17 protein-coding genes are annotated in these 20,576 nt (G+C 55.1%); 8 read left to right on the plus strand and 9 right to left on the minus strand.

Annotated elements, in window-relative coordinates; genetic code table 11:
• The first annotated feature begins 63 nt into the window (after positions 1-63).
• Positions 64-591 (plus strand): hypothetical protein, encoded by a 528-nt coding sequence (locus ACFE7X_RS17020; RefSeq protein ID WP_375436887.1) that lies wholly within the window; start codon positions 64-66, stop codon positions 589-591.
• Between the two features lie 285 nt (positions 592-876).
• Here ACFE7X_RS17020 and ACFE7X_RS17025 read toward each other — a convergent pair whose 3' ends face one another.
• The 4 genes from ACFE7X_RS17025 to ACFE7X_RS17040 form a co-directional block, all read right to left on the minus strand.
• Positions 877-1,572 carry a hypothetical protein gene (locus ACFE7X_RS17025; RefSeq protein ID WP_375436888.1) on the minus strand — a complete coding sequence of 232 codons (696 nt, stop codon included), beginning with the start codon at positions 1,570-1,572 and terminating at the stop codon, positions 877-879.
• Between the two features lie 155 nt (positions 1,573-1,727).
• Entirely contained in the window at positions 1,728-3,287 is a 1,560-nt protein-coding gene (locus tag ACFE7X_RS17030) for a hydroxymethylglutaryl-CoA reductase (RefSeq protein ID WP_375436889.1), read from the minus strand.
• A gap of 690 nt (positions 3,288-3,977) precedes the next feature.
• The gene (locus ACFE7X_RS17035; protein WP_375436890.1) at positions 3,978-4,754 is read right to left on the minus strand and encodes an energy transducer TonB; all 777 of its coding nucleotides are present in this window, start codon (positions 4,752-4,754) and stop codon (positions 3,978-3,980) included.
• A 146-nt stretch (positions 4,755-4,900) separates the two neighbouring features.
• Positions 4,901-5,731 (minus strand): WG repeat-containing protein, encoded by an 831-nt coding sequence (locus ACFE7X_RS17040; RefSeq protein WP_375436891.1) that lies wholly within the window; start codon positions 5,729-5,731, stop codon positions 4,901-4,903.
• Positions 5,732-5,961: 230 nt separating this feature from the next.
• Between ACFE7X_RS17040 and ACFE7X_RS17045 the strand changes: the two genes are divergently transcribed.
• On the plus strand, positions 5,962-6,777 hold the full coding sequence (locus ACFE7X_RS17045; protein WP_375436892.1) for a phytanoyl-CoA dioxygenase family protein: 816 nt from the start codon (positions 5,962-5,964) through the stop codon (positions 6,775-6,777).
• Positions 6,778-6,873: 96 nt separating this feature from the next.
• Complete coding sequence (locus ACFE7X_RS17050; protein ID WP_375436893.1) at positions 6,874-7,659, plus strand: SDR family NAD(P)-dependent oxidoreductase; 786 nt, start codon at positions 6,874-6,876, stop codon at positions 7,657-7,659.
• Between the two features lie 51 nt (positions 7,660-7,710).
• Here ACFE7X_RS17050 and ACFE7X_RS17055 read toward each other — a convergent pair whose 3' ends face one another.
• Complete coding sequence (locus ACFE7X_RS17055) at positions 7,711-9,933, minus strand: ATP-binding protein (protein WP_375436894.1); 2,223 nt, start codon at positions 9,931-9,933, stop codon at positions 7,711-7,713.
• Between the two features lie 247 nt (positions 9,934-10,180).
• The gene (locus ACFE7X_RS17060; RefSeq protein ID WP_375436895.1) at positions 10,181-10,843 is read right to left on the minus strand and encodes a phosphatase PAP2-related protein; all 663 of its coding nucleotides are present in this window, start codon (positions 10,841-10,843) and stop codon (positions 10,181-10,183) included.
• A gap of 185 nt (positions 10,844-11,028) precedes the next feature.
• Here ACFE7X_RS17060 and ACFE7X_RS17065 point away from each other — a divergent pair, with 185 nt between their 5' ends.
• The 4 genes from ACFE7X_RS17065 to ACFE7X_RS17080 all read left to right on the plus strand — a co-directional run bounded on the left by ACFE7X_RS17065 (position 11,029) and on the right by ACFE7X_RS17080 (position 14,836).
• Positions 11,029-12,333 (plus strand): amidohydrolase, encoded by a 1,305-nt coding sequence (locus ACFE7X_RS17065; RefSeq protein ID WP_375436896.1) that lies wholly within the window; start codon positions 11,029-11,031, stop codon positions 12,331-12,333.
• Between the two features lie 217 nt (positions 12,334-12,550).
• Positions 12,551-13,864, plus strand: a complete 1,314-nt coding sequence (locus ACFE7X_RS17070; protein ID WP_375436897.1) for an amidohydrolase — start codon at positions 12,551-12,553, stop codon at positions 13,862-13,864.
• A gap of 87 nt (positions 13,865-13,951) precedes the next feature.
• Entirely contained in the window at positions 13,952-14,077 is a 126-nt protein-coding gene (locus tag ACFE7X_RS17075; protein WP_375436898.1) for a hypothetical protein, read from the plus strand.
• A 42-nt stretch (positions 14,078-14,119) separates the two neighbouring features.
• Positions 14,120-14,836 (plus strand): RimK family alpha-L-glutamate ligase, encoded by a 717-nt coding sequence (locus tag ACFE7X_RS17080; RefSeq protein WP_375436899.1) that lies wholly within the window; start codon positions 14,120-14,122, stop codon positions 14,834-14,836.
• 115 nt (positions 14,837-14,951) lie between these two features.
• Here ACFE7X_RS17080 and ACFE7X_RS17085 read toward each other — a convergent pair whose 3' ends face one another.
• Positions 14,952-15,740 carry an SDR family oxidoreductase gene (locus ACFE7X_RS17085; protein ID WP_375436900.1) on the minus strand — a complete coding sequence of 263 codons (789 nt, stop codon included), beginning with the start codon at positions 15,738-15,740 and terminating at the stop codon, positions 14,952-14,954.
• Positions 15,741-16,004: 264 nt separating this feature from the next.
• On the opposite strand from ACFE7X_RS17085, the gene ACFE7X_RS17090 reads away from it, so the two are divergent.
• Positions 16,005-18,452, plus strand: a complete 2,448-nt coding sequence (locus ACFE7X_RS17090) for a M4 family metallopeptidase (protein ID WP_375436901.1) — start codon at positions 16,005-16,007, stop codon at positions 18,450-18,452.
• Positions 18,453-18,637: 185 nt separating this feature from the next.
• Here ACFE7X_RS17090 and ACFE7X_RS17095 read toward each other — a convergent pair whose 3' ends face one another.
• Together ACFE7X_RS17095 and ACFE7X_RS17100 are read right to left on the minus strand one after the other, a co-directional pair.
• The gene (locus ACFE7X_RS17095; protein WP_375436902.1) at positions 18,638-19,372 is read right to left on the minus strand and encodes a hypothetical protein; all 735 of its coding nucleotides are present in this window, start codon (positions 19,370-19,372) and stop codon (positions 18,638-18,640) included.
• 333 nt (positions 19,373-19,705) lie between these two features.
• Positions 19,706-20,425, minus strand: a complete 720-nt coding sequence (locus tag ACFE7X_RS17100; protein WP_375436903.1) for a tetratricopeptide repeat protein — start codon at positions 20,423-20,425, stop codon at positions 19,706-19,708.
• Between the last annotated feature and the right edge of the window lie 151 nt (positions 20,426-20,576).

Raw genomic sequence — 20,576 nt, forward strand, 5'->3', positions numbered from 1 at the left:
TTAACCGAGCAGACAATCCTACCATTATTCTTCGCCGTATTTTCGAGGCAAAATTCAACTACTATGAAAAAAGTACTGATACTATTCCCCTTGGCGTTCTTGCTGCTTGCCATGGGCTGCGAGAAGATTGACAAGCTATTGACCTTCGATATCAAGGATTCCCAAAATATCAAGGTGTCTGGTGGATTCCCGCTAGGACGGGTAGTACCGCTAACACCGCTTAGCGTCCCCACAAAATCAGAAGAGCGTTTCAGCACCGAAGGCACACAGGCTGACTTGGTGAAGAAGGTAACCTTAACCCAACTCACGCTCACTATCACGGACCCCAGTAGCCAGAACTTCGACTTTTTGAAGCTGATCCGCATTTACATCAGCACCGACAGCAACGACAAGATTCTACTGGCTTCGCTGGACAAGGTACCGCAGGGCGTAAAGGCCATTACCTTGGAGCCCACGAAGGCGGTGCTTGATAAGTATATCAAGGCGAAAAGCTACACGCTCACCACTGAGGCCGAAATTGCGAAGCCCATTTCCAGCGACATCACGCTGCGTTGCGATACTCGCTTCCAGGTTACGGCTGACCCGCTGTAAAATCTTACAATTATTTTTCGGCAAAGCCTCGTTCCTTTTCGGATGGGGCTTTTTTATGTCGTCGTACTAGCCGTCTTAACCTACAAAATGCGCAGAAGGCTACTTTACCACCACTTTACAATGCATCTGGCCACTAATTACTGCGTATTCTTGGGGTTGAGGGCAATAACCGTTTCGTTGGGCGTTTTGCGTGCTCACCAAAAAGTCAGGATGCGCTGACTGCGCAAATTCAGTTGCAGAAGCAAACTTAAGGCCTCGGCCCTACCACCAAGCGTAGCTGGTAGTTCATTTTGCGGTGGGGTTAGCCAGCAAGGCATTATAGTACGTCACCAGCTTCAGCACATCATCGAGGTTATTGTAGCTCAGGGACTTGCTGGTGGCGTAATCGTCGAGTTCGTTGGCATAACGCTCGAATAAGCGCAAAACGCTGCGGCGGTCCAGCTTCAGTTCAGTGGCTTTGTCGGGCTTGCTAACGAGTGCTACGTACAGGGCACTAACGTGCAGCCGTTGCGCCGGACGTATTTCTGTGTTCAGGGCCAGGTTTGTTTCGCCGCTGTGCTCTTCGAAGGTGTGGCGCACCAGCAAACGCACCTCACCGGTATGATGGAGTACTTCCATGAAGCCCCGCCCGCTGCCCGCCCGGGTTGAGCTAAATTTAAATTCTTGAAACACGTGAGGTGCCTGTCCGGCCGCGGGTACCAACGTGAAACTTTTGAGGCTGCCACTCGGATACACCCGAATGCCACCCAGCACGGAAGCATCCTGCACTTCGAGCCACTGCAATTTGAGGTTGTAGCGCAGCCCGGTTACAGGGCTACTCTGGCCGTCGAGTTGCTGCACGGTGCCCGCGTTCCAGCCCTGATTGTAGTAGGCCATACTGGGCGTGCCGGCAATGGCCGCTTGCTCATTAGTGCTTCGATTGAGGTTGCGGGTAGAAGTAGGTCGGCCTCTCGAAATATCAGCTAAGTCATAAGCATTCATTCCACTTTGAGCTAACGCAAGCCTGGTAGCTACGCTGCATACTACGAGCAACGAAATAGCGGCAATTCTCATAAGGCTAACGCGTTAGATCAGCATTACTATACTTATACGCCGGCTCTCATCCTTACTGATGCCGCAGCCCACAACAGTCTGCCCTACCGGTTCCGACCGTACTGCTCGTGGCTGCTCACCCAGTCAGAGGAGGAAATGGCGGAAGCCAGACTTAGCTCGCCAGCTAACACAACACCGGCCACTATTTCGGCAAACTTATTGACCGTGCCACGACCCACACAACCCAGCATGCGCAAGCATTCGTTTTGCGTAGCCAACCCCGTCCCGCCACCGTGGGTGGCCACAATAAGCGAGGGAATGGTAATGCTCAGGTATAAGTCACCTTCCTTGGTAACCTCGGAATACAACACCCCCGCCGACGACTCCGACACGTTGGCCACGTCCTGGCCGGTGGCAATAAAGAGGGCGGTGATGCCATTGGCCGAATGCGCCCCGTTGTTGTTAGCTCCCGATAAGAAAGCGCCCACGTTGCTGACCTGGCCGTGATAAGCCAGTTGCTCGGGCGTTACGCGCATGCGCTGTTGCAGCACGTCGCGCTTGACAACGGCCTCGGCCACTACCCGTTTGCCACGGGTGCGCATCACGTTGATTTGGGACGCTTTTTTATCGGTAGCGAAGTTTGATTCTAAGTAAAAGTGCCGGATGGGGGCGCCTTTGTAATGCTCTAAAATCCAGGAGCAGGCGGCAAACGTGGCCCGGCCTACCATGTTCTGGCCCGCTGCGTCGCCAGTGCTGAAGTTGAAGCGCAGATACGCAAACTTGTTGGCGAGGTAGGTATCAATGTATTGCAGCTTGGCCACGCTGGACGTGCTTTCCGCTTCTGGCCGGATTTGGTCGATGGTCTCGGCTACCCAGCGGCCAAAGTCTCGGGCACCACGCGCATCATCGAACACGAACACAGGGGCCCGCTGCATGGCATCACCGATAACAGTACATTTCGCGCCGCCGCACAAGTTGAGCACCTGAATGCCACGGTTGTAGCTAGCCACTAGCGTACCTTCGGTGGTAGCCATGGGCACCAAAAAGTCGCCTTGCGCAAACTCACCGTCGACATGCAGCGGGCCAGCTAGCCCAACCGGAACCTGGGCTACGCCCGTGAAATGCTCGCAGTTGCCTTGCAGCGTGTGGGCATCAAACGAGTAGTGCTTGAGGTGCTTGAACTCCTGCCCTGAGAACTCCTCGGCAAAACGCTGCCGGGCCTGAATGGCGGCCTCGGAATAGTCGTCTTGGCTCTGGCGCGGAATACGGGTGCGGTTGTCGGAGTGACGCACAATGACGTCCTCCACCTCCACGAGCAGGTCGCCGAACGGGTCGGCGGCAAATTGCACCCGGATGGGGTGCATACCCTCAGGCAGCGCCGTAGCTGTGAGGTGGAACGTGATGCTATGCCCTACCGGAAACTCCAGCCCGCCCGGTATCCGGCTAAGCACGTCGCGGGCGGGCCGGATGTCGCCGTCGCCTAAGTCCAAAGCAATATTTTCGGGGGCGACGCGCTGCTCCCCCACCTCCACGTAGTCCAGCCGAGTGAAGCGGACGGTATCAAGGCGGTTTTTGATGCTGAAGGCGACGCCGTTGGGCGTGTTGTGCAAGCTGCCGCGCGTGTAAAGCAGTTTCAGCAGCATAGGGCTAGGCGTGAAAATCATAGAGGCAGAGGTCGAGAGTGGGAGGAAGATGCAGGCAGTAAAGTCGGAATTTTTCGGGGAATAGCTAACGTATTCCGCCTCGGCTCGGCGCTGCTCAGTGATAGCACGAAGACGTCACAGATTGATTTTCTGGAAATACAGGTTGCTACTATTTACTTTATAAAAAACAGCACGTCTATAGAAAATGGCATGTCTATAAAGTAATAAGCCACATCCTTTTCGTCATTATACGTTGCTGGCTCAAATCTTTGATCGAGAAGCCTTACAACTCGTAGTACCTCGTCATCCCAGGGTGGGCAAAGACTTTTATACACCGTAGGATTACGGATATACCCATCAACATCTACGGTAAACTATACTTTAGTCCACCCCTCAACATTGGAACGGAGTAGAAGGAGTGGGTAATGCAAGTTCATTTGCAGGAAACGTTTTAAGCCAGCCTTTCCACCCTTGAACTGGGGAGGATTGTCAATTAACGGGACGCGGAAAGCTTCATCTAGACTCTTCGTTGGTAGCGTTGGCTCAATTAACAACCCTGTAATAGCCATATTCTCAATATATGAATTGACTGTTGGTCTAGAAACTACCAGCATATTACTCCCGTTGGGCTTTGGTGCAAATTTTCTCACTTGTGCCCACGTCTCCCCACTCACTAAGCATAGCCCACACATCAGCAGTAACTTGTACATCTCAGTCGCGCTTGAAAGTGACGGGAATGGTATAGCTCACGTCCACAGGCCTGTTGTTCTGCTTGCCTGGTTCAAACTGCCCGTCCAGTAGCCGTACTACGCGCAAGGCTTCGGCATCCAGTATTGGGTGTATGCCTTTGAGCACTTTTGCGTTACCTACTTGGCCATTTTTATCAACAACAAAGCTGATAAATACCTTACCCTCTGCATCCAGCATTCCGCTACCAGCAGGCCAGCGCACATTACTTTGCACAAATTTCATTAAGCCTTCTGAGCCGCCGCTCTTGTAAACAGGCATCTGCTCTACATAGCCATACACCTGCGACGCACCAGGAGGTGATACCACAGGTTGTGCTACTAACTCACCTAATGTTTCAAACTCTACCTGCTTAAGTTCGGAAGCTGTCTTTGAAAGCTTTTTAGCCGGTCCGTTACTTTGTTTATGAGAAAAGCCAACCGGTGCCGTCTTCCGCACCTGCGCCCACGCCTCGCCACTTGTCAAACCCAACCCGCACACCAGCACCAGCGCCACCAGAAACCGCCGCAGCTTTGGGCGTAGCGGCAACTTAGGCGTAAGCTGATTTTGCCGGAACCGGCCACAAACGCGCCCACCAGCAGCTTGGTAAGCAGCATCTAGCTCTGCCTGAGTGCTTTTGGTGAAATCGATGACTACCCGGTTGCAATGGGCGCAGTAGCGGCCTTGCGCGGTGGGCGTCATCTGCTGCCAGTCTTCGGCGCAGGCATTTAGGTGGACGTTAAGAATGGGCAGCGGCAGCATAGTAGCGGATATCAAGCCATTGAAATATACGACGAAAAATAGCACTTAAGCTGGGCCCTGAACTACGGCTGTAACTGCCCGTCGAACAGAAGCTTGCTGGTAGAATTAGCCAACGGCCAATATGCCAATTTGGAGTGTATCCTGCCTTACTCTTCGAAATATTCCTTGCCGCGGCTGTCGATGTAGCCGGTCTTGCCTGCCGAGGTTGTTACACAAGCCACTTCCTCTGTGAATGGTTCGGCAAAGGCATATTTCACCTTGGTCAGTAATTTGCCCTTATTGTCGAGATACCCGAAGCGGCTAGCTTGCTCCACAATAGGGTACGCAAAGGCGTTGGCGGCAGTAGCTCTGATGGCATCGTATTCCAAAGGCAACGTCAGCTTGCCTTTGCCATTCAGTACGCCCCACTTCGTGCCTTGGCGCACTAGTAACAAACCATTGTGGTGCAGGTCCTGGATTTCGTCGTAGTCACTGGGTACCACCGTATTGGAGCCAATCGTGAAGCGGAAGCCTACCTTCCCTTGGCGGCGCACCAAGTCGCCTTGCGCTAAGTAGTCGGTTTCCGGCTCGGGGTCGGGAGGCGTGGTTAGGCGCTGGCCACTGGGATTGATATCGAAGGTTTCACCGTTCAGCTCGACGTGGGCCCGCCCCTGTTGGAAGTTGCTAGCGCGGGTGTAGTACACGGGCGTGATGTGGTTTCCGCCGCCATCGATGTAGCCATACAGCGTACCTTGCCGCACCCAGGCCACTTCATTCACAAACGGGCCAGCTTCGTCGTAGGCTAGAGGCAGCACCAAGCGGCGCGCGTGGTCGGCGTAGCCCCAGCGGCCGTTGCTGCGGAAAGGCACGAGGCCAGAACCAGTTGTTTGGGCCAGCAATGCCGTGTCGGTCAGCACTACTCCTAGCACAGCCAGGGTGCAAAACACGAGGCGAAGCTCTCGCCAAGGCGCAAATGAAATGAACCGGAATCCAGGCATTTAAGCGAAGGTACACAAGCCCGCAAAACCTGTGGCTGATTTGCGGGTTGATTCACTTGTTCTTCACCTACCAACCTGAAATTTCGGCGGCTTCGGCCGCTTACAAGGTTGCAAATGCTAGTATTCCACCACCCCTTGTTACCCTAATTTTACGGTTAGCAAGGCACTGTCCGGTGCCACTCTCCTATCTTTGTGCCCGCAGGCGCATTTGCCGGTCGCCTCCGCTCCTTATGTCTTCACTACAGAATTACCCCCGTTTCACCTTAGGCTCTGCCCTCACGGCTGAACAACTGGCGTTTTTCCAACGAAATGGATTCCTACACTTTCGGGCTTTTGCTGATATCAGCACGGTGCAACGCTTGTTGCGCGCTACCGAGCAAGTACAGCGCCAATGGCTAGCCGAGGAAGTGCAGAAAGTAAATGGCGTGCCTATTAAGTACGGCAAGGACGTCGATGGCTCCCCGATTGTGCAGCGCTTCGCCTTCGCGAATCATTATAGCACGGAGCTGCGCGAATTTTTGGAGGAGCCACGGTTTCAGGCGCTCTTTCCGTTGCTTGAGGCTCCCGGTGGTCGAATTGGCATCAACGAGAAAGATGGCCTCGTTATCAATCACTACGTGAACGTGACGGGCAGTGAGTTTTCGCAGATGGGCTGGCACACCGACTCGCTGCGCGATGTGTTCTACGGCAAGCGCATCGGCCCGATGCTCAACGTGGGCTTTCACTTGGATGGCACGCCTTCTACCAACGGTGGCCTACGCCTGATACCGGGCACGCACCGCCAGCCGTTGCGCGAAATGCTCTTTCGCAAGAAATACTACAAAGACGTTAGCTTCGACCCCAACGAAGTTGCCGTTGAAACGGAAGCAGGCGACTTAACGGTGCACGATGGCCGCATGTGGCACCGGGTGGCCCAGTCGCCCTTGGTAGGCGAGGCTTCGCGGCGGCGCGTGATGTACGTGCCCATTCTGGCTGGCAAGTACCAACCCAAGACCGAAAACAGCCCTACACCGTTTTATTTGCGGTTTCTTCATCTGGTGAAATAGGGAGAGTCAGATCGGTACGTTTGCTGTTTTAACCAAGCAAAACGACCCATTCGAGCATTAAACTCTCTACCACACTTTAGCTCGCTATTTCGTCTTATGGCTACTGCTCTCATCACTGGCGCTTCGCGCGGAATCGGCCGGGCGTTTGCCGTCGAGCTAGCCCGCCGCGGCTACGACCTGCTGCTCGTGGCTCGCTCCGCCGATCAATTAGAGTCGGTAGCTACGGAGTTGCGGCAACTGCATAGTATTCAAGCCCTGGTTTTCCCCTGTGACTTGGCGGCCGCTGGTGCCGCCGAACAGGTAGCGGAGTGGGTGGGCAGCCAGACCCAGGACCTGACGGTACTAATCAACAATGCTGGCTATGGCATGTGGGGCCGTTTTGAAGAGCTGACCTTGGCGGAGCAGCAAAATATGCTGCAACTAAACATGCACTTACCCGTGGCCCTAACCCACTTGCTGCTACCCGCTTTGCACCGGCAGTCCAAGGCCTACATTCTAAACGTGGCCAGTACTGCTGCCTACCAGGCGGTGCCTACGCTTACGCTCTATGCTGCTAGCAAAGCTTTTTTACTTAGTTTCTCGCGCGGCCTACGCTACGAGTTGCGCGAGACGGGCGTATCGGTTAGCTGCCTCAGCCCCGGCGCTACCACCACCGATTTTGCTGACCGGGCTGGGATGAGTGCCGGGCTGCAAGAAACCGCCAACAAGGTGTCGATGACCCCGACCCAGGTGGCGCAGGCCGGCGTTGTGGCCCTGCTAGCGGGCGAAGCCGAAGTAATTCCGGGAGCCTTAAATAAGATTTCCTCGAAGCTCACCGGCTTGGTGCCCAAGGCCCTAACCGAAAAGATTGCGGCGGGCATCTACGAGAAACACTTGAAGTAGAAATCAACAGGCGCTTTTGAACGTCCAGCCAGCGTGAGCATTATCTACGCGTTAGCAAGGCAATGTAATAATGAACTCGGTGCCTTTGCCGACTTCGCTGCTTACACTAAGGCTGCCCCCGTGGCCTTTCTTTACAATATCGTAGCTCAGGGATAAACCCAGGCCCGTACCCTCGCCGGCTGGTTTTGTGGTGAAGAAGGGCTCGAAAATCTGCCGCTGTACGTTCTCTGGCATCCCCACCCCATTGTCGCATACCCGAATCTCCACTGCGCTCCTGTGCTGCACGGTACGGATGCATATCTCGGGTTTATAGCCCTCTTCCCCCGTTTGCTGCCGCTGGCGCACCGCGTGTAAGGCATTGGCACACAGATTTATCAACACCCGGCTCAGGTCTTGTGGTACTACTGGCGTGAGGCGTAGCTGAAGATCATACTCGGTTTTGAGCGTAGTACTAAACGTAGGATCTTGAGTTCGAAAGCCCTTGTAGGCTAGCTGGGCTGCTTCGGCCGCCAGCGCATTCAGGTCAGTAGGCACAGGCTGGCCGGTGCCAGAGCGGGAGTGCTCCAGCATATTTTTGATAATGGCGGAAGCCCGTAAGCCGTGCTCACTAATTTCGTGCAGGTTCTGGCGTAGCCCCGTTAGTATTTCCTGCTCTAGATTGCTCTTCTTCAACGAATCATTGTTGCTCATTTCATCCATGAGCTTGGTGCTGACCTCCGCGAAATTCTTCATGAAGTTGAGCGGATTTTGCAGCTCGTGCGCAATACCTGCCGACAACTCGCCAACGAAAGCCCACTTTTCGGATTGTATTAACTGGCCCTGAGCTTGCCGCAGTTGCCGCAATGTGCGCTGATTGTGCTGAAGTTGCCGGTAGATCAGCAGCCCCAAACTGGACAGCAGGACTACCACTAGCATAGACCCGCCCAATAGCAAGTTGCGTTGCTTAATGCGCAGCGCTTGCAATGCCTGATCATGGCGCAGGTTGGCAATCTGCGCGTTCTGGGCTTGCTCTATTCGTTCGCCCTCATATTGTGCTGTATGAAAAGCTCCTTCGGCAGCATCGAGCGTATCGGCTAGGGTGAGGTAAGCACGGGAGTAGCGCTGTGCCTCAGCCGGCCGTCCCTGCGCATCATAAAACCGAGAAAGTTGCGCCAAATATCGGGGCAACAGCACCTCCATGTGGGCCGCAGTGGCTTTGTGGTAGGCACGAAGCCAATGCTTTTCCGCTTGCGGATAGTTGTGGCGAGCGGCATAATACTGTGCCCATGTAGCTTCTAGCTCAAATTCCCCCACCCGCCCGGTCATAGGCAAATGCAGCGAATCGTCGAGATGCTGTGCCCGGCGCAGAAATGGCAAGGCTTGCTCCGGCTGATTCATCCCCAGCAGTCCCGAGCCCTTCTGCACCAAGGCGTAAGCAGTATACACCGCCTCAACTGCCGAATCGCTACGGGCCGCTTTTAAACCCATATCGGCAAAGCGTAAAGCTTCCTGATAGTCGCCTTGCCGGAGGTGCACCTTGGAAATTGCTTCGATAGTAAAGAAGCGCTTCACCCCTTCAATCCGGTAGGTGTCTTCCAGCTTCATGGCTTGCCGCAAGTAATGCAAAGCCCGCTGCGTATTACCCCAATCAGCGTAAGCAGCACCCGCCGCCATAATTTCGTTGAGGTAATGCGTACGATCAAACTCGCGGAATAAATCGGCGGCCCGCAGCAAGTGACTTATCGACTGGTTGTAGTCGCCTTTGTGGCGGTAGTAGCCGCCCAGAGCCAGATAACAAGCCGCCATGCTCTTCTTATCTCCGCGCAGCTTGTAAAAGTCAAGTTTCTCACGAAAGTAAACTCCGCGAGCGGACACCTGAAGCAGTACATTAAACAATGGCGCCATAGCAATTAGCAGGCGGGGCACGGGCTTGTTGGCTTCGTCAAACAAGAAGATAGTTTCCTGCATGGCTGCCAACGCTAGGGGATTGGGCGGGTCCTGAGCCCACAGCCGCACGCCCACCCGCAACTGCTGGTAAGGAACATCGTTTAGTTTCCTGAGTTGCTGGTTGAGAGCCAACAACTCATCAAGCTGGGGCAGCACTTGGCGCCGGCGTCGCAACTCAGACAAATCGACTATATCAACTAGCTGCACCAGCACTCGTAAGCGGGTGGTGTCCGCCAACTGGCCTTTCAAAGTGCGCGAAAGAGCATCGTAATCGGCTTCCCAGTATTGATATTGCGCTAGTAAAGGCCCGCTAAGCAGCAAGGCCAGTAACGTAATTATCCACTTCATATAAATAGTTCCTGTCCATTAGCTAACGCTGAATGGCCAAGCAATATATGAGGAACTATCTAAGAAAGTATTGAATTACTCCATTAAAATATGTATTTTTTTGGAGGACAATTGGCTGGGTAAAGCGCCGTGTGCTCACTGGATTTTCCACAAGATAGTACCGTTACTTCCAAGCAAGCTGCTGATTAGCAACTTGCTTTGCATCAAGCTTTCAACAAGAAAATAGAGGCTGCTTGCTCTCTACACGTTACTCCGGCTCTTTAGCTGGGTCCGCCCACCGGGCAGCTAGCCAGTAACAGCCGAGGGCGAAAACAGGGGCAGCCACCACATCATACGTGTAGTGCACATGCTGCACCAGCACCAATAAGCCTACTAGAGCAGTAGCCGCCAACAATCCCCAACGACGCGGGCCCGGTCCTGTAGCCAAAGCCAATAACATGACAGTAGCGGTGTGGCCAGAAAAGAACAGGTCTTTGGTGATGGGGCCGGCTGCCACGTAAATAAACGTGTCGATAATTGGGTCGCGGAGGGGCAGCAGGCCAACAGGCGGCTCTAGGGGCAGCAATGCAAGGAGCATGATGCGGCAAACCTGCATCAGCCAATAGGCCCCCAACAGTTGAAGCAGCACATAAGGGCGAGGCAGCACGTACGTAAGGGCAACCCCGGCACTTACGTAAATAACAATAAAGGTTGGCCACGACACCTCGTGCGCGGGCAGCAAAGTCAGCAGCGGGTCAGGCAGTTGGCTGCCGGGCCGGGCCTGCACCCAAGCAAAAAAATGCGGCAAGTTGGCTACCAACAACCCCAGCAATACCAACGTTAGCAGTAGCCGATGCCGGAAAGCCGACTGCTGCCAAGCAGCCGGCCAAGTAGCAGGCACAGAATCGGGAGCGGCAACTAAGTAAGGCATAAGGCAAACAAACAGCAACAGCCACAAAAGTAACTCATGCCGTTATATTCATAAGCTATGCTGTACTGCTTGCGGATTGTTTTCTTAACGCTTTCAAGAAGTATGCGCTAGAGTAAACCTTGCGCGGCGAGGGCGCTCCTTTACTGGCGAGGCTGTATCTTTTGCGCCCAATCTGTTTTTCCTACATGAAGCATTCTTTAGTCCTGGTTTCGTTTGCAGCTATGCTGAGCCTACCAGCTGCGGCCCAGAACACCGCCCTCAATACGCGCATAGCCAAGCTAGCTGCCACCCAAGAAGCGAAAGTAATAGCCTGCCGGCGTGACCTGCATGAACACCCCGAGTTGGGTAATCAAGAAACTCGTACGGCTGGTATCGTGGCCGAGCAACTAAAGAAACTAGGCTTGGAAGTGCAAACCGGCGTAGCCCGTACGGGCGTGGTCGGCATCCTGAAAGGTGGCAAGCCAGGTCCGGTGGTGGCTTTGCGGGCTGATATGGACGGCTTACCGGTTACGGAAACTGCCTCGTTGCCCTTCGCCTCGAAAGCCCGCACCACTTACAACGGCCAAGAGGTTGGCGTGATGCACGCTTGCGGCCACGATACGCACGTGGCTATGCTGCTCGGTGCGGCCGAGGTGCTAAGCCAGATAAAGAAAGACCTACCCGGCACCGTCAAGTTTATCTTCCAGCCGGCCGAAGAAGGCTCCCTGCCCGGCGTGGTAGGCGGCGCCCGCCTCATGGTGCAGGAAGGCGTGCTCGATAACCCGAAAGTAGACGCCATTTTCGGCCTGCACATCAATGCCCAAACCGAAGTGGGTACGCTCAAGTACCGCCCCGAAGGCACCATGGCCGCCGCCGATGTTTTCACCATCAAGGTGAAAGGCAAGTCGGCGCACGGGGCGTACCCGTGGCTGGCGGTGGACCCGGTGGTGACGGCGGCCCAAATCGTGACGGGCCTGCAAACTATTGTCAGCCGCCAAACCGAGCTAACCGAAGACGCCGCCGTGCTAACGGTGGGCATGATCCACGGCGGGGTGCGCAACAACATCATTCCCGACCAAGTGGAGCTGACCGGCACCATCCGAACCTTGGATAAGGATATGCAGCAGAAGATATGGGCGGCCATTCGGCGCACGGCCACCAACATTGCGGAAAGTGCGGGCGCTACAGCCGAAGTCGATATCGTTAATTATGCTCCCATTACCTACAACGATCCGCGCTTAACCGAGCGGATGCTGCCCACGCTGCAACGCGTGGCCGGCCCTGGCCACGTAGTGTTGCAGAAAGCCGTAACCGGCGCCGAAGACTTCGCCTATTTCCAAGAGAAAGTGCCCGGATTGTTTGTATTTGTGGGCGGCATGCCCAAAGGAAAAAATCCCACCGAAACTGCTCCCCACCACACTCCCGGCTTCTTCGTCGATGAAAGTGGTCTTACGCTGGGCGTGCAAGCCATTGCCACCTTGGCGGCCGACTATCTGGGCATGAAGAAGTGAAGTAGGCTCGGGCAGTTAACAACGTACAAACTGAAACGAGGCGGCTTGCTCGGCCACGGAACAGTAGTAGTCGCAAAACATGCTATTGCGCTACTGCTAAGAGAAGCTGCGCCTACTTGCGGGAAGCTGTGCCAACCTGCGGATAGAAAGCAGAGGCGGCTGGGGCCGTAGAGCTTTGTGGTATACTCAAATTTGCTAGCTCACTCCATTTTCATCTATGAAACACTTGCTACTGCTGACTTCCTTTGCTGCCACATTGGTGCTGCCCGCTGCCGCCCAAGACGCCGCCCTCAACGCCCGCATTGCCCAGCTCGCCCAGGCCGAAGAAGCTAAGGTGATTGCCTGGCGGCGCGACTTCCACCAGCATCCCGAGCTAGGCAACGAGGAAACTCGTACTGCCGGTATTGTAGCAGCCCATCTGCGCAAGCTGGGACTGGAAGTAAAGACCGGCGTGGCCCGCACCGGCGTGGTAGCTGTTCTGCGCGGCGGCAAACCCGGCCCGGTGGTAGCGCTACGCGCCGACATGGACGCGCTGCCCGTAACCGAAACCCCCGGCTTGGCCTTTGCTTCCACCGTCAAAAGCACCTACCTGGGCCAGCCCGTGGGCGTAATGCACGCCTGCGGCCATGACTCGCACACGGCCATGCTGATGGGCGCGGCCGAGGTACTGAATCAAGTAAAAAAAGACTTACCCGGGACCGTCAAGTTCATTTTTCAGCCGGCCGAGGAAGGCTCCTTGCCGGGTGTGGAAGGCGGGGCCAAGCTTATGGTGAAGGAAGGCGTACTGGAAAACCCGAAAGTAGATGCAGTTTTTGGGGTGCATGTATGGGCTCAGAACCAAGTCGGCACGCTCACTTACCGGCCGGGGGGCGAGATGGCTAGCTCCGACCGATTCACGATTAAAGTGATAGGCAAAGGCGCGCACGGCGCCGCTCCCTGGAACAGCGTGGACCCGGTCGTGACGGCGGCCCAGATTATCTTGGGTTTGCAAACCATCGTCAGCCGCCAGGTGAATCTCACCGACGACGCGGCCGTAGTGACCGTTGGGACGCTCAAAGGTGGGACGCGCTATAACGTCATCCCGGCCGACGTCGAGTTGAGCGGTACGATTCGGGCGCTTAACAAGACCACGCAAGAGCAACTCTGGGCTGCCATCCGCCGCACGGCTAAGGGCATTGCCGAAAGCGTTGGCGCTACGGCCGAGGTCAGCATCGAGCCCTACGTACCCGTTACGTTCAACAATCTGCCCCTAACCGCCCAGATGCTGCCCACCTTGCAAGCTGTAGCTGGTGGCGCGGCTAATGTGCAGGAAATCAAAGCAAAAACCGGGGCCGAGGATTTTTCTTTCTTCGCCAACAAAGTGCCCGGCCTGTTCGTGTTTGTGGGCGGCATGAGCAAGGGTGCCAACCCGGCCACCACGGCCGACCACCACACGGCTGGCTTCACGCTCGACGAAAGTGGCTTCACGCTGGGCGTGAAAACGCTAGCCACGCTGGCAGCCGACTATTTGGGTATGCAAAAGCAACCCTAAACCTGTGCTATAAAGACCCTAAAAAGGGTTCTACGCGTTTGCACCGCTGAAAACATTGTACTTCGCGGAAAAACAGCGGAACTCGCAATGAACATAGCCCTTGTTACCTGCGAAAGCTTGGCGCAATACGCAGCACCCAACATCGATGACGAAGACAGCCTGCTGACGCGCTACCTGCGGGCGCAGGGCCACCACGTAGAGCCCCGCATCTAGAGCAACCCGGCCGTAAATTGGCCCAACTATGACCTGGTAGTATTGAAGTCGCCGTGGGACTACTTCGACCGAGTGCAGGAGTTATACGCTTGGCTGGACCGCATGGAGCAGGAAGGAATTCGGATGCTTAACCATGTCTCGACGGTGCGCTGGAACGCCGATAAGCAATATCTGCTCGATATGGAGCGGCAAGGGGTGCGCATCGTGCCTACGCACTGGCTCCCGCGCGGCACTAGCTTTCAGGCCGAACAAGTGTTTGAAGCGCTGAACACTGACCGCCTAGTACTGAAACCCGCAGTGAGTGGTGGAGCCAAAAACACGTTCGATCTTGACTTGGCCGAAGCTCAGCGCCGCACTTCAGAACTGACGACGCTACTACTGACCGAGGATTTTCTGGCCCAGCCTTTTCTACCCCAGATTCAAAGCCAAGGCGAATGGTCGTTGATATACTTAGGCGGCCGGTATAGCCACTGCGTATTGAAAACGCCCAGATCCGGCGACTTCCGCGTGCAACACTACCTAGGCGGCATCGGGCCCCGAGAAGCCCCCGCTCCCCTGCGCCACACCGCCGACGACATCGTGCAGCGCTTCGCCGCCAACTGCCTCTATGCCCGCGTCGATGTCGTGGAAACTGATGGCGAGTTTCTGCTTATGGCACTAGAGCTTATTGAACCTTTCCTGTACTTAGATACTGCCGAAAACTCATTTGCACGCTATGCGGCCGGCATGACGGCTTTAACTAAACATTTCGAATTGTAGGGATACGGAGTCATCGTCAACACAAAAGGGCGCTTTGAAGAGCGCCCTTTTGTGTTGGCAGTATATGAACCCGGCTTATATTTCTTGCAAAGGCTCACTCCAGACGAAGTCGTGATTAAAAGCCATTGATAGTGAATCCTCCGTCAACGCTTAGGCACTGGCCCGTGATGTAACTGGCGGCGGGCAAACAAAGAAAAGCAACGGCGGCCGCCACTTCTTCGGCCTCACCAACGCGGGCTAGCGGCGTGCGGTCCACTACCTGCTTCAGGTAATCGGGGTTGGCGAGGACGGTAGCGGCTAAGGGCGTTTGGATATACCACGGCGCTACGGCATTCACCCGGATACCAGCCGGCGCCCACTCCACAGCCAAATTGCGGCTAAGCTGAATGAGTGCGGCTTTAGTCATACCGTAAATAGCGCCGGTGCGCAAATGCGTAAGGCCCGCCACCGACGATACGTTGATAACACTGGCCCCGCCGGCCGCTTTCAACTGCGGGTACGCGCTTTGGCACAGTCCAAACGCTGATTCCAGGTTGGTAGCAAGTAAATACTGGTACTCGGTGGCTATGTAGTCAGTAGTGGGCTTGCGGATGTTGGTGCCCACATTATTAACGAGAATGTGTAGCGCCGGCCCAAGCTGGGCAACTGCCGCTAGCACCAACTGCCGACCAACTTCCTGGCTTACATCGGCTGCTACGGCGTGGGCGTCGAGGCCAGTGGCACGCCACTTGGCAACTTGCGCTTCCAGTTCCGGAGCTTGCCGGGCCACGGCCACTACTGTCGCGCCAAAAGCTAATAGCTCGGCGGCCACGGCGGCCCCTATGCCCTTGGAAGCACCCGTCACTACGGCGAGTTGGCCGGCTAGGCTCCAGCGTTTTTGCAATAAGGGATGAATTTGCTGCATATTGATCAGTGAGGGAGATGGTGTAAAACTATGGCTTTTGCACTAAGGAAATCACTCCTTACTAAGCTTGAATACCGCATTAATGATACTTAGACAAGAAACTTTATAATTAATGTTATTGGTATATTTCAAATTATATACTCTTTCGCTAGTAATATTTTTAATGCAATCGTTGCCATATTAACAATTCTTTAAATTGGGCACTTGCTTGCCTTCCAACAGCAGGTTTTCATTCCTTTCCTAATCCAACCAACTTTCAATTTTATGATCAAAAAATACCCTGTAGCTGCTCTCTTACTGCTTGGTGCATTGCCTTATTCGGCGGCGTATGCCCAGGAAGCTACCCGCGCGGCGCAAAAGTTCTTAGCCGAGGACGGTACTCCTGCTCTCATTCAGTTTCGCTCGCAAGCTTCCACCTACGCGTTGAGCCAAGCCCGGCAGGCACTAGTAGAGCAATTGCAACTTAATTCCGACGACCAGATGCTGCGTAGCAGCACGGAAACCGACGACTTGGGTTTTGTGCACGAGAAGTACAGCCAGTATTATAAGGGCGTCAAAGTAGAGCACGCCGCTTACACGTTGCACGCCAAGCAAGGCAAGGTGGAAAGCATGAGCGGGCAAGTCGAGCACATTGAGGGTCTCAAAGTAACGCCCTCCCTAGACGCCGACGCCGCACTGCGGTACGCACTAGCTTTTGTGGGTGCCACTCAATACATGTGGGAAGATGCCGTTGAGGAAGCGGGCTTGCAACAGCAGGAAAACGACCCCACCGCCACCTACCGCCCCCAGGGCGAGTTGGTAATTGTGCGCAACGAGCGCAACAACAATGCAAAACAGCATGGCAAACCTACGCTAGCCTGGAAGTTCAATGTATACGCCAAGGCACCCATTAGTCGGGCCTACATCTACGTGGATGCGCAGACCGGCGAAATAGTCTTGCAGGATGCCATCATCAAGCACGCGGCTGCTACGGGCACTTTTGCCACCAAATATGCTGGCACCCAGAGCAGTGCCACCAGCACAACCACTGGCGGGTACTACCTCCGCGAGGCAACCCGCGGCCAGGGCATCGAAACGTACAACTGCAAAAAGGGCAGCAGCTACACCAACGCCGTCGATTTTGTTGACGCCGACAACAACTGGACCGAGTACGCCAACGTCAACTTCGACAATGCTGCCCTCGATGCTCACTGGGGCGCCCAGGCCGTGTACGACTACTGGAAAAACGTGCACGCCCGCAATTCCTACAACAATGCGGGCGCCAAAATCAGGAGCTACGTGCATTTCGACGACACGCCCGGCGACGGCAAAGGCTACGAAAACGCTTATTGGAACGGCTCGGTAATGACCTACGGTGACGGCTACACCCGCTTCGACCCGTTGACCTCTCTGGACGTATGCGCCCACGAAGTCGGGCACGCGGTATGCTCGAGCACCGCTAACCTCACGTACTCCAACGAATCGGGCGCGCTAAACGAGGGCTTCTCGGATATCTGGGGCGCGGCCGTTGAGTTCTATAAGGCGCCAAACAAAGCAACTTGGCTGATTGGGGAAGACATCGACAAAGTACGGCCTTCCCTACGTTCGATGAGCGACCCCAATGCGGAAGGCCAACCCGACACCTACAAAGGCACTAGCTGGTACGCTGGCACCGGCGACAACGGCGGCGTGCACACCAACAGCGGTGTGCTCAACCACTGGTTCTACATCCTGAGCGTGGGCAAAACCGGCACCAACGACATCGGTAGCTCCTACAGCGTAACGGGCATTGGCATCGATGCCGCCGCCAAGGTTGCTTACCGCACGGAAAGCGTGTACCTAACGGCTTCGTCTAATTACGCTGCCGCTCGGACATACTCCATTCAAGCAGCCACGGACCTTTACGGAGCCGGTTCGACGCAGGTAACGGCCGTAACCAACGCGTGGTACGCTGTGGGCGTAGGCGCGGCCGCCGGTGGCACCACCCCGCCGCCTACCACAGCCGGGTATTGCACCAGCAAGGGTTCGAACACCAACTTTGAGTGGATTGACTTGGTCCGCCTCGGTACCATCAACCGCACTTCCAGCAAAGATGCGGGCTATTACGATGGCACTGCCCTAGGCACCACCGTAGCGGCCGGCTCGGCCCAGACCATCAGCTTCTCGGCCGGTTTTGCGTCTACGGCATATCCTGAGTACTGGAGAATCTATATCGATTACAACCAAGACGGTGACTTCATCGACAGTGGCGAAACCATCGTGAGTGGCAGCAGCAGCAGCGCTGCCACGCTCAGCGGCAATTTCACAGTGCCTACCACGGCCAAGAACGGCAAGACCCGCCTGCGGGTGGTCATGAGTGATGCCTCGGCTACTAGCAGCTGCGGCACCTATAGCTACGGCGAAACCGAAGACTACAGCATCACAATTTCCGGTGGCGCGGCTCTGGTGGAAGAAGGCGTCGTGAAAAGTGATAGCAACATGGGCTTGATGAATCAAGGCAGTGCGCAACGCCTAGAGGTGTACCCGAACCCCGCTACTGACGTGCTGCGCATCGCCATGCCCGGCAACGGGGCGGCGGTAGCAGTGAGCGTAACCGACTTGCGCGGCGTGCAGGTGATTGGCGCACAAGTAGAAGGCGGTCAATTGAACGTGTCGTCGTTGGCGAAAGGTATCTACACGCTCACCGTTTCCGATGGGCAGAAAGTGTTCCACCAGCGCTTTGTCAAGCAATAGATGAACTACTAGTGGCCGGAGGTTCCGTCACAACAAAAAAGGCCCGTCATTCTGACGGGCCTTTTTTGTTGCGCTGGCTGCTGGTTTTGTTTGGACTGTTTGAACAACAAGAGCTTGGCGTAAGCGAGCATGATATGATGGTATGTTCCATAGCCGCCGCTCACAACGTACACGCTAACAGGAATTTAGCGACCCCACGGAGAGTACTCTAGCTTTAGTTCAGCTAAAGCGTAGCCGTCTTTCTGGCTGGGGTTTGCGCGTTGGCTGATATCGTCGAGGTGGTCGCTGGTAGTGAAATAATAGGCGCCCTCAACGGTGGCATTGAGCTTCGGGCTAAGGCGTAAGACCACACCAAGTCCAACAGGAGCCACTACGGCCAAAGCGGGGTAATCATTACGCTCTGGCGCGAGGAAAACGGTGTTCTGGTTGGCGCGGGTAGTACCGATATACGCATTAGGATTGTAAAGCAAGAGGCCCACACCTGCCTTCAGATAAGGCTTCACGAGGGCTGCGCCTCGTTTTGGGCTGGCAAACTGGCTTTCATCCCGTATCAGTTCGTAGCGCAGAAAGGTAACGCCGCTTATGTTCTGCCCTTTGAAGGCTAACCCTCGTTCCGGCAATTGGTCTTTGGCTCCCGTTTCAAAATAGGAACCCTCAGCCCCAATAACCAAGTGTGGGCGAAGAAGGTAGAGTAGCCCTAGACTAACACTGCCGCCCGGAAAATTTTCGGATAATCCGCCTAAGTCGCCGCTGTATAAGCCAACCCCACCGCCCACCGTGAAGCGCACCGGCCCCCGATAATACGCTCGTGCCTGTGCGTTGTAGTGGCGGCGACGGCGCTCTGGGCCTTCTTGGGCCGCAACGGAATGCGCCAGCAGCACACCGGTCGCGAAAGAGGAAATCAGCAGAAAATGCTTCACGCAATAAGGTTAAGTGAACAAGCTAAGCCACTGGCAACGCAGGACAGCCGAGCTAGATTGGTAGGAAAGTGACGAGTAAGGAGCCGATGAGAAGATTCGCTAAACGAAACAACTGCATCATGTTTCGGAAGCGTTTCTTCGCCTCTATCCGCTAGAACGGTTGTTGTTCCGACGCAGGAGGAATCCGAGGAAAGACGTTTAAGAATTAAACTCAGCTTCCTGCGTCGGAACAACAACCGTTTCAATGAAACGACTTTTACTGGAAATAACGCTATAAGATTAGTAGGCGGCACCTAGCGAACGGCAATAGTTGTTCAGTACAGCTACTGCTCTTTATTTGAATTTGCCTAACGGATCAGGCATTTTGGCCATCAGCTCACTGAGGAAGTTGAAGTCGATACTGTTCATGCTCAGGTCGCCGCCCTTGTGAGCAGCATCCCAGGCTTTAGCATAGTCTTCCTGTAAGTAATACACTCGTGCCAGTTGCTGCCAGGCTACAGCATTCTTAGGGTCAGCAGTAACGGCACGTTGCAGATACTCATAGCCAGTGGTGAGGTCTTTCTTCTTCTTGGTTTGCTCGTAGCGAATAAGGTAGCTGCTGCCCAAATCGCCCAGCATTAGGGCATCATTAGGAGCTAGGGCCAGGCCCTGCGTAAGCAAGCTGATAGACTCGTCGGGGGTGGGGTTGCGGCTAGCCACTACACCCAAGCCGCGGTATGCGTCGGCGTTTTTGGGGTCGAGCAGCCACGCTAGGTTGAAGCGGTAAATAGCGGTGTCGGGCTTGCCCTCGGTTAGGTACTCGTAACCTTTAGTCGAGAAAAACCGGCTGGCCTCGGCCTTCGAGGAAAAGCTGCGCTCTATATCGGCCAAGAAAGCGGCTCCTACCAGGGTTTGTGCCTGCGCCTGCGAGATGCCACCAAACAGCGGTTGCAGGCGGTTGGCTGCGCTAACGGCGGTTTCCCCTTTCACTTTTACTTTGGTTTTGCGCTGGGCCTGCGCTGGCAGTGCCAGTAAGGTACTAAAGCCCAAGAGCAGGCAAATCAAGTATTTCATTGACGTATTAAAGGAATAAAATGTAGGAGAAGAAGCTGGCTGGGGCCAGCTGGCTTCCAGCAAATATAACGTACGCTCCCACAGCCTTCGTGCCTTCCCCCCGAAATGAGAAGGCACCCGCCACTTTTTGCCGTTGCTACCATCCTAAACC

The sequence above is a fragment of the uncultured Hymenobacter sp. genome (assembly GCF_964242765.1).
In the GTDB taxonomy this organism is placed as follows: Bacteria; Bacteroidota; Bacteroidia; order Cytophagales; family Hymenobacteraceae; genus Hymenobacter.

Bases quoted from the DNA above. Each gene is read 5' to 3' on its own strand.
- ACFE7X_RS17020 (WP_375436887.1), top strand. From the start codon at position 64: ATGAAAAAAGTACTGATACTATTCCCCTTGGCGTTCTTGCTGCTTGCC.
- ACFE7X_RS17025 (WP_375436888.1), bottom strand. From the start codon at position 1,572: ATGAATGCTTATGACTTAGCTGATATTTCGAGAGGCCGACCTACTTCT.
- ACFE7X_RS17030 (WP_375436889.1), bottom strand. From the start codon at position 3,287: ATGATTTTCACGCCTAGCCCTATGCTGCTGAAACTGCTTTACACGCGC.
- ACFE7X_RS17035 (WP_375436890.1), bottom strand. From the start codon at position 4,754: ATGCTGCCGCTGCCCATTCTTAACGTCCACCTAAATGCCTGCGCCGAA.
- ACFE7X_RS17040 (WP_375436891.1), bottom strand. From the start codon at position 5,731: ATGCCTGGATTCCGGTTCATTTCATTTGCGCCTTGGCGAGAGCTTCGC.
- ACFE7X_RS17045 (WP_375436892.1), top strand. From the start codon at position 5,962: ATGTCTTCACTACAGAATTACCCCCGTTTCACCTTAGGCTCTGCCCTC.
- ACFE7X_RS17050 (WP_375436893.1), top strand. From the start codon at position 6,874: ATGGCTACTGCTCTCATCACTGGCGCTTCGCGCGGAATCGGCCGGGCG.
- ACFE7X_RS17055 (WP_375436894.1), bottom strand. From the start codon at position 9,933: ATGAAGTGGATAATTACGTTACTGGCCTTGCTGCTTAGCGGGCCTTTA.
- ACFE7X_RS17060 (WP_375436895.1), bottom strand. From the start codon at position 10,843: ATGCCTTACTTAGTTGCCGCTCCCGATTCTGTGCCTGCTACTTGGCCG.
- ACFE7X_RS17065 (WP_375436896.1), top strand. From the start codon at position 11,029: ATGAAGCATTCTTTAGTCCTGGTTTCGTTTGCAGCTATGCTGAGCCTA.
- ACFE7X_RS17070 (WP_375436897.1), top strand. From the start codon at position 12,551: ATGAAACACTTGCTACTGCTGACTTCCTTTGCTGCCACATTGGTGCTG.
- ACFE7X_RS17075 (WP_375436898.1), top strand. From the start codon at position 13,952: ATGAACATAGCCCTTGTTACCTGCGAAAGCTTGGCGCAATACGCAGCA.
- ACFE7X_RS17085 (WP_375436900.1), bottom strand. From the start codon at position 15,740: ATGCAGCAAATTCATCCCTTATTGCAAAAACGCTGGAGCCTAGCCGGC.
- ACFE7X_RS17090 (WP_375436901.1), top strand. From the start codon at position 16,005: ATGATCAAAAAATACCCTGTAGCTGCTCTCTTACTGCTTGGTGCATTG.
- ACFE7X_RS17100 (WP_375436903.1), bottom strand. From the start codon at position 20,425: ATGAAATACTTGATTTGCCTGCTCTTGGGCTTTAGTACCTTACTGGCA.